Source organism: Amycolatopsis rhizosphaerae, assembly GCF_007713715.1.
Lineage (GTDB): Bacteria > Actinomycetota > Actinomycetes > Mycobacteriales > Pseudonocardiaceae > Amycolatopsis_E > Amycolatopsis_E rhizosphaerae.
This window is the reverse complement of the sequence record NZ_VJWX01000355.1, coordinates 1-7503: the sequence shown is the minus strand read 5'-3', so window position 1 is coordinate 7503 and position 7503 is coordinate 1. Positions and strand designations below refer to the sequence as shown.

Annotated in this window: 8 protein-coding genes; 4 read left to right on the top strand and 4 right to left on the bottom strand. The window is 71.9% G+C overall.

The genetic code is table 11. The features are described from left to right. Positions 1-112: 112 nt before the first annotated feature. From FNH05_RS27100 to FNH05_RS27085, 4 genes are all read right to left on the bottom strand, one after another. Positions 113-1015, bottom strand: a complete 903-nt coding sequence (locus tag FNH05_RS27100; RefSeq protein WP_144591566.1) for an SGNH/GDSL hydrolase family protein — start codon at positions 1013-1015, stop codon at positions 113-115. Between the two features lie 91 nt (positions 1016-1106). Further along, a complete protein-coding gene (locus FNH05_RS27095) occupies positions 1107-2273 on the bottom strand; it encodes an acyl-CoA dehydrogenase family protein (RefSeq protein ID WP_144591564.1) in 1167 nt (388 codons plus the stop codon). Continuing rightward, the gene (locus FNH05_RS27090) at positions 2270-3532 is read right to left on the bottom strand and encodes an amidase (protein WP_246127962.1); all 1263 of its coding nucleotides are present in this window, start codon (positions 3530-3532) and stop codon (positions 2270-2272) included. The genes FNH05_RS27095 and FNH05_RS27090 overlap by 4 nt, the downstream gene beginning before the upstream one ends. A 44-nt stretch (positions 3533-3576) precedes the next feature. Continuing rightward, positions 3577-4182 (bottom strand): class I SAM-dependent methyltransferase, encoded by a 606-nt coding sequence (locus FNH05_RS27085; RefSeq protein ID WP_144591562.1) that lies wholly within the window; start codon positions 4180-4182, stop codon positions 3577-3579. A gap of 40 nt (positions 4183-4222) precedes the next feature. Between FNH05_RS27085 and folC the strand changes: the two genes are divergently transcribed. The 4 genes from folC to FNH05_RS27065 all read left to right on the top strand — a co-directional run. Further along, positions 4223-5683, top strand: a complete 1461-nt coding sequence (folC, locus tag FNH05_RS27080) for a bifunctional tetrahydrofolate synthase/dihydrofolate synthase (protein WP_281287637.1) — start codon at positions 4223-4225, stop codon at positions 5681-5683. Positions 5684-5961: 278 nt separating this feature from the next. Next, complete coding sequence (locus tag FNH05_RS27075; RefSeq protein ID WP_144591568.1) at positions 5962-6330, top strand: DUF4233 domain-containing protein; 369 nt, start codon at positions 5962-5964, stop codon at positions 6328-6330. After that, a complete protein-coding gene (locus FNH05_RS27070) occupies positions 6323-6937 on the top strand; it encodes a pentapeptide repeat-containing protein (RefSeq protein ID WP_144591559.1) in 615 nt (204 codons plus the stop codon). The genes FNH05_RS27075 and FNH05_RS27070 overlap by 8 nt, the downstream gene beginning before the upstream one ends. Positions 6938-7047: 110 nt before the next feature. Further along, positions 7048-7503 (top strand): hypothetical protein (locus FNH05_RS27065; RefSeq protein WP_144591557.1); only part of this gene is annotated, 456 nt, incomplete at its 3' end.

Here is a 7503-nt window from a genome sequence, read left to right as displayed (position 1 = left end):
GGCGTGCGCCGGGCGAGTCGAAAGGACATCGCCGGGGCCCTGGCAAATACGACCGTGAGGGGCCCCCTCACGGCAGCGCACAGCCCCCTTCGCCGGGGCCTGGCAGCCCGCGCTAGGACAGCTCGGTGCGGGAGTGGGTGAGGGAGGCCTGGATGATCCGTGCCATTCCCGCCATGCCGGTGAAGAGCGGGTGGTAGGGCGCGGCCCAGGGCAGCACGTCCTTGCCGTTGATCCAGGCCTCACCGCCGGTGGCGCAGGCGTCGTGGCCCAGCGACGGGGTGAAGGTGTCCACATAGGACGCACGCCGGTCGGTCGCCACGGCGCCCGCCACCGCGGCGTTGAGCGCTTCCTCGACGCTGTTGAGCCAGGCGTAGTCGCCGTCGGCGAACGGCAGGATGTCCGGGCAGGTGCCGGTGGGCGGCGCGATGCGCGGGTACCCGATCGCCAGGACCTTCGCGCGCGGGGCACGCCGGTGGATCAGGGCCAGTACCTGGGTGATGTTGCCCTGCGTGCGGCTGATCGCGGCCTTGATCGTGTCCACCCCGTCGACGGTGAAATGTTGCTGGCAGGGGTTGCCGGTGGGATCGCTGGCGCGCAGCCCGGGACAGGTGCCGATGATCCTGCCGAACACGCCGTAGTCGTTGCCGCCGATGCCCAGGGTCACCAGGTCGGTGTCCGGGCGCAGCGCGTCGAGTTGCGGCGGGTTGGGCCCGAACAGCACGTTTTGCGGGGCCGTCATGTTCGTGGTGTCGGCGCCGCTGCAGCTGACGTCGGTGAAGGAACCGGCCCTCAGTCGCACGGCGAGCTGCGCCGGATAGTCGGAGGTGGACCGGAAGCAGCCCAGCGGGTCGAGCCGTTGCAGGGGGATGAGCGGGCCCGCGGTGTAGGAGTCGCCGAGGGCGACGTAGTGCCGGAACCGGCGGGTGGCCGCGTCGGCGGCCAGCGACGAGACCAGTGAGGTGCAGACCACGAGGGTCGTGACAAGGCTGACGAAGAGGCTCCGGCGGGCGCGCATGGCTTTCTTCCTAGCCTGTGCGCCCGCCGGGCGCCGCCGCCGTTCGGGTGGCGTTACCCCGGGATCCTCCGAAGGTGGGAGCCCGGACGGATTACCGGTAGGCGGACTGTCCGGTGAGGAGCTGGCCGAGGACCAGCGTGTGGATCTCCTCGGTGCCCTCGTAGGTCAGCACCGACTCCAGGTTGTTGGCGTGCCGGATGACCGGGTACTCCAGGCTGATCCCGTTGGCGGCCAGGATGGTCCGCGCGGTGCGGGCGATGTCGATCGCGGTGCGCACGTTGTTCAGCTTGCCGAAGCTGACCAGCTCGGGCGGCAGCTCGCCGCGGTCCTTGCGGCGGCCGAGGTGCAGCGCGAGCAGCAGCCCCTTGTTCAGCTCCAGCGCCATGCCGACCAGTTTCTGCTGCGTCAGCTGGAAAGCGCCGATCGGCTTGCCGAACTGCTCGCGGCTGGTGGCGTAGTCCAGTGCGGTCTCGTAGCAGGAACGCGCCGCCCCGAGCGCGCCCCACAGGATGCCGTAGCGCGCCTCGGCCAGGCAGGACAGCGGGCCGCGCAGGCCGGTCACACCGGGCAGTACGGCGTCGGAGGGCAGGCGCACGTCTTCGAGCACCAGCTCCGCGGTCGCCGACATCCGCAGCGACATCTTGTGCTTGATCTCGCGCGCGGTGAAGCCGGGCGTGCCCGCCGGGACCAGGAAGCCGCGGATGCCCTCCTCCGTCCGTGCCCAGACCACCGCGATGTCGGCGAAGGTGCCATTGGTGATCCACATCTTGGCGCCGTTGAGGATCCAGTCGGAGCCGTCGCGCCGGGCCGTGGTGCGCATGTCGCCGGGGTCGGAGCCGCGGTCCGGTTCGGTCAGGCCGAAACAGCCGATCTTCTCCCCGCGGGCCATCGCGGGCAGCCACTGCTCCTTCTGCTCCTCCGAGCCGTACTTCCAGATCGGGAACATCGCCAGCGAGCCCTGTACCGACACGAAGCTGCGCAACCCGGAGTCACCGGCCTCGAGTTCGAGGCAGGCCAGGCCGTAGGCGGTGGCGTTGGTGCCGGCGCAGCCGTAGCCGGTCAGGTGCATGCCGAGCAGGCCCAGTTCGCCGATCCGGCCGACGAGGTGGCGCGGGAACTCGGCGTCCTCGAACCACTGGCCCGCGTGGTCGGCCACCTCCTTGCCCACGAAGGTGCGCACGGTGTCCGCGATCTGCCGCTCCTCTTCACCGAGCAGCTCACGGATGCCGAGAAGATCATGGGGGTCGGGGCGGCTCATGGCTGTGTCCTCACTGTTTCGTCCTGCAGGTTCCGCCTCGCCAGCGCGAGTTCCCGCGCGGCGGGCCCGTCTTCGATGACCGTCCCCAGCGCGCACAGCGTCGCTTCCTGCCGCCGGGGGCCGACGAGCTGGGCGCCGACGGGCAGTCCGGCCGCGCTGAGCCCGGCGGGCACGGTCAGCGCGGGATGACCGCCGACCGAGGCGAGCGCAGTCAGCCGGTAGTAGGCGTTTTCGACGTCTTCGGCCCGTCCGCCGAGTTCGACCGTTTCCTCGTCGAGCCGGGCGGCGGTGACCGGCACGGTCGGCAACAGCAGGGCCCCCACGTCGCCGAACACGGCGTCGACCTCGGCGCGGATCGCGGCGGCCAGTTCCCTGGCCCGTTCGTAGTCCGGGACGGACACTTCGGACCCCGCGCGCAGCAGCCCGGCGGCACGGCCCGCCAGTCCCGAGGGGTCCCGCTGGTATTCGGCCCACCACTGGCGGGCCGATTCGAACAGCATCGTGGTGTATCCGGCGGTGCGGGCGTGCCGGGCCGCGAGCGGAAGATCGACCTCGACGATCTTGACGCCGGCCGCGCGCAGGGTGGCGGCCGCCTCCTCGACGAGCCGGACGACCTCGGGGTCGCATTTTCCGGCCCACAGGTGCACGGGAAGGCCGACGGTCAGGTCCGCGAGGGCGGGTACGGGTTCGATGGCGCCGCCGAGAAGCCCGTGCAGGCGCAGGCAGTCGGCGGCGGTGGCCGCGATCGGCCCCACCGTGTCCATGGACGGGGTGACCGGGGTGATCCCCCGCAGGTCGAGGGTGTCGTGGGTGGGGCGAAGGCCCGCCACCCCGCACAGCGCCGCCGGGATGCGGATCGAACCGCCGGTGTCGGTGCCGAGCGCGACCACGGTCGCGCCGGTGGCCACGGCGACCGCCGAGCCGCCGCTCGACCCGCCCGCGTCGCGTGACGGGTCCCACGGGTTTCCGCAGCCGGGGGTGCGGCCCGACCAGGCCAGTTCCGGCACGGTGGTGCGGGCGACCGCGGCGTAGCCCGCGGCGCGCAGCCGCGCCCACACCGGGGCGTCGGTTCCGGCGATGCGGTGGCCGAGGCCGGGTGTGCCGTTGCGGACCGGCTGGCCCGCCACGTCGATGAGGTCCTTCACGGCTGCCGGGATACCCGGCTCGGCATAGGTTTCGACGAAGGCCCCGAGTTCTTCCGCGCGCCGCAGCGCGGCGGCGGGCCGTCCGGTCCGGGCGATCCACTCTGATCCGCTCACCCTGTGTTCATAGCACCTCGAGGGCCCCGTTACTAAGCCCCCGCTTAGCCGGCCCGGTAAACGAGCAGGTAGCGCCAGAACAGGAGCGTGCGCACGGTGCTGCCCGGCAGCAGCGTGGCCGAGCCGCGGCGGACCTCGGCCATCGAGAGGTCCGGGTCCCGCACCGGCGCGACGGCGACGTGGTCTCCGCCACCGTTGAGCCGGTCCCCGGCCGCGACCACCAGCCTGGCGGGGACGTTCAGCAGCGGGGCCGCCAGCAGCCACTTTCCCAGGTCCCAGGCGGAGCTCGGGAGTGCCAGGCCGAGGACCGCGAGCACGCCGCCGGGGGCGAGTGCGCGCCGCAGCTTCGTCACCGTTTCGAACGGCATGTGGTGCAACGCCGCCAGGCACGAGATGAAGTCGTAGTGGCCTTTTGGAAGCTCGGCGCGGGTGATGTCCTCGCAGCGGTAGGTGATCCCGCCGGGGCTCGTCGCGCACGCGGCCTCGATCACTTCCCGTGCCGGGTCGACGCCTTCGACGGCCAGGCCGGTCGCGGCGAGTCTCCGCGTGAACTTTCCCGTGCCGCAGCCGACATCCAGCGCGGTGCGCGCTCGCGCGGGCACCTGGCGCAACAGCAGCGGGTGGTAGTGGTCGTTGTGGTTGAAGGGCACGGCGCCAACCTGCCACAACGGCGAACGTAGACTCTGGGATGTGGAAGAGGACTACCCTGCCGAGCTGTCCCGTGGCGACAACTTCGTGGCCGGACCTCTGCCCGACGAGCCCGGAGAGGTCCCCGCTGCCGACCTGGAGGAGATCGAACGGCAGGCCCGGCGTGACCTTCTGGTGGTCGAAGCGGAACTGAACCAGCGCTGGCCGGAGACCAAGATCGAGCCCTCGCTGTCGCGCATCGCCGCACTGGCGAGCGTGCTGGGCGACCCGCAGCGGACCTATCCGGTGCTGCAGGTGGCGGGCACCAACGGCAAGGGGTCCACCGCCCGCATGATCGACGCGCTGCTCACCAGGATGGGCCTGCGCGTCGGCCGCTACACCAGCCCGCACCTGCAGCTGGTCACCGAGCGCATCGCGCTGGACGGCGCCCCGATCCCGGCCTCGAAGTACGTCGAGACCTACCGCGACATCGCGCCGTACGTGTCCATGGTGGACGGTGCGGGCGGGCCGCCGATGAGCAAGTTCGAGGTGCTGACCGGGATGGCGTTCGCCGCCTTCGCGGACGCGCCGGTGGAGGCCGCGGTGATCGAGGTGGGGCTCGGCGGCACCTGGGACGCCACGAACATCGCCGACGCCCAGGTGGCGGTGATCACCCCGATCGGCATCGACCACGTCGAGTACCTGGGCAGCGACCTGAGCAAGATCGCGGCGGAGAAGGCGGGCATCATCAAGCCCGGCAGCGTCGCGGTGATCGCGGATCAGGAGCCCGAGGCGCTGCGCGTGCTGCTGGAGCGCGCGGTCGAGGTGGACGCGACGGTGGCCAGGGCGGGCAGCGAGTTCGGCGTGCTGCAGCGGGAGGTCGCCGTCGGCGGCCAGTTGCTCAGGCTGCAGGGCCTCGGCGGCGTCTACGACGAGATCTTCCTGCCGCTGCACGGCGAGCACCAGGCGAACAACGCGGCGCTGGCGCTGGCGGCGGTCGAGGCGTTCTTCGGGGCGGGCAAGGACCGGCAGCTCGTGGTGGAGGCGGTGCGCGAGGCCTTCGCCGAGGTCGAGACGCCGGGCAGGCTGGAGCGGGTCCGCTCGGCGCCGACCGTGCTGCTCGACGCGGCGCACAATCCGCACGGCGCCAGGGCACTGGCCGCCGCGATCGGCGAGGAGTTCGCCTTCCGGCGGCTCGCCGCGGTGGTCGGCGTGATGGGGGACAAGGACGCGCGCGGCATCCTGGAGGCGCTGGAGCCGGTCGTGTCGGACCTCGTGGTGACCCGCAACTCCTCGCCCCGCGCCATGCCGCTGGACGAGCTGTACGACCTGGCCGTGTCCGTGTTCGGGGAGGACCGCGTGGTGGCGGAGCCCAGCCTGGAGGCCGCGGTGGAGGCCGCGGTCGCCCTGGTGGAGGAGAGCGATGACCCGGACGAGCCGCTGGCGGGCGGCGGGGTGCTGGTGACCGGCTCGGTGGTCACCGCGGGCGAAGCCCGGACACTCTTCGGAAAGGAGCCCGCGTGAGCGACACTGGCGGGAGCCCCGCTCACGGCGGGCGATCGGGTGCGGGTGTCCCGCAGGACACAGGAGCCCGCGTGAGCGACACCGGCGGGAGCCCCGCTCACGGCGGGCGATCGGGTGCGGGTGTCCCGCAGGACACAGGAGCCCGCGTGAGCGACACTGGCGGGAGCCCCGCTCACGGCGGGCGATCGGGTGCGGGTGTCCCGCAGGACACAGGAGCCCGCGTGAGCGACACCGGCGGGTCTGTGGACACCGGGGCGCGGCCTCCGGTGAAGGATCCGATGAAGTCCTTCCGGGGTGTGATGGCGGGTGCGCTGATCCTGGAGGCGATCACGGTGGGCCTGGCGGTGCCCGTGGTGGCCCGGCTGGGCGGCGGCGTGGGCACCGGCAAGGGCTGGGCGGTGATCGGCATCGCGGTGGCGCTGGTGGTGCTCTGCGGGCTGCTGAAGCGGTCGTGGGTGGTGCCGGTCATCCTGGCGCTGCAGGTGGGGCTGATCTCGTTCTTCTTCACGCTGCCCGCGGTCGCGATCATCGGTCTGCTGTTCCTGGCGTTCTGGGCGTGGGCGTTGTGGTTGCGCCGCGACGTGGCGCGCCGGATGGCGGCGGGAACGCTGCCGAGCCAGCAGCGCCGAGCCGACAGCGGTGAGTGAGCGCGAAGGCGAGACCTTCCGGCGCGAGGACTGGTATGCGGAGGAACTGGAAGCGGTGCGCTACACGCGCTGCTCGTTCCACGAGGTGGATCTGACCGAGGCGTCGAGCCGGGGTGCGGTGTTCACCGAATGCACCTTCGGCAACGTGCGGTTCAACGCCTCCCGTCACGTCGATTCGGCCTTCGTGGGCTGCACATTCAAGCGGTGCAACTTCTTCGACGCGGAGTTCGAGGGGTGCAAGCTCGTGGGCAGCCAGTTCCAGCAGTGCGTGGTGCGGCCGATGCGCGTGATGGGCGGGGACTGGTCGTTCGTGGCGTTGCCGGGCGCGGATCTGCGGGGTTCGTCGTTCCAGTCCCTGCGGATGCGGGAAGTGGATCTGACGGGGGCCAACTGTGCGGAGGCGGTGCTGTCGGGGGCGGATCTGTCGGGCGCCCAGTTGCACAGTGCCAAGTTCACCCGCTGTGATCTGCGGGGGAGTGACCTCCGGTCGATGGACCCGCTGACGGTGGAGCTGAGCGGCGCCCTCATCACGCCCGCGCAGGCCGTGGTGCTCGTGCGCAGCCTGGGCCCGGACGTCCAGGAGACCGAGTCCGCCGCGGCATTCTGAGAGCACTATCAGCAAATGAGAGCATTGCTCTTGACTCGGGTCGCGGCTCGCGCGATGCTGATCGCATGAGAGCGCTGCTCTCGAATGCGACTAGTGTTCACGGAGGAATCGTGGAAGTACGGACCAAGCCGGGCAGCACGCGCCTGAACGCCGCGGCGCTGGCCGCGGCCGGAGTGCTGTTCGCCGTCTACCCGGCGGTGCGCCCCTACTCGGACGAGACGACGCTGGCCGGAGCGGCCGCGATGGCCTCACCGGCCTGGATCGTCGCGCACCTCGCGGCCGTCGCGGGCTTCATCCTGATCCCGTTCGGCCTGCGGGCGCTGGACGGCGCGCCCGGGCGCGCGGCGCTGGTGACGGGCTGGCTCGGCGCGGGGCTCACCCTGCCCTACTACGGCGCCGAGGTGTTCGGCGCGAACGCGATCGGACGGCGGGCCCTCGACACCGGTGACCAGTCGCTGCTGCGGGTCGTCGACGCGATGCGGTTCAACCCCGCCGCGGCCACCCTGTTCGCGGCTGGGCTGCTGCTGCTGGCGGTGGCGGGGATCCTCGCCGCGGTGGCCGTGGGG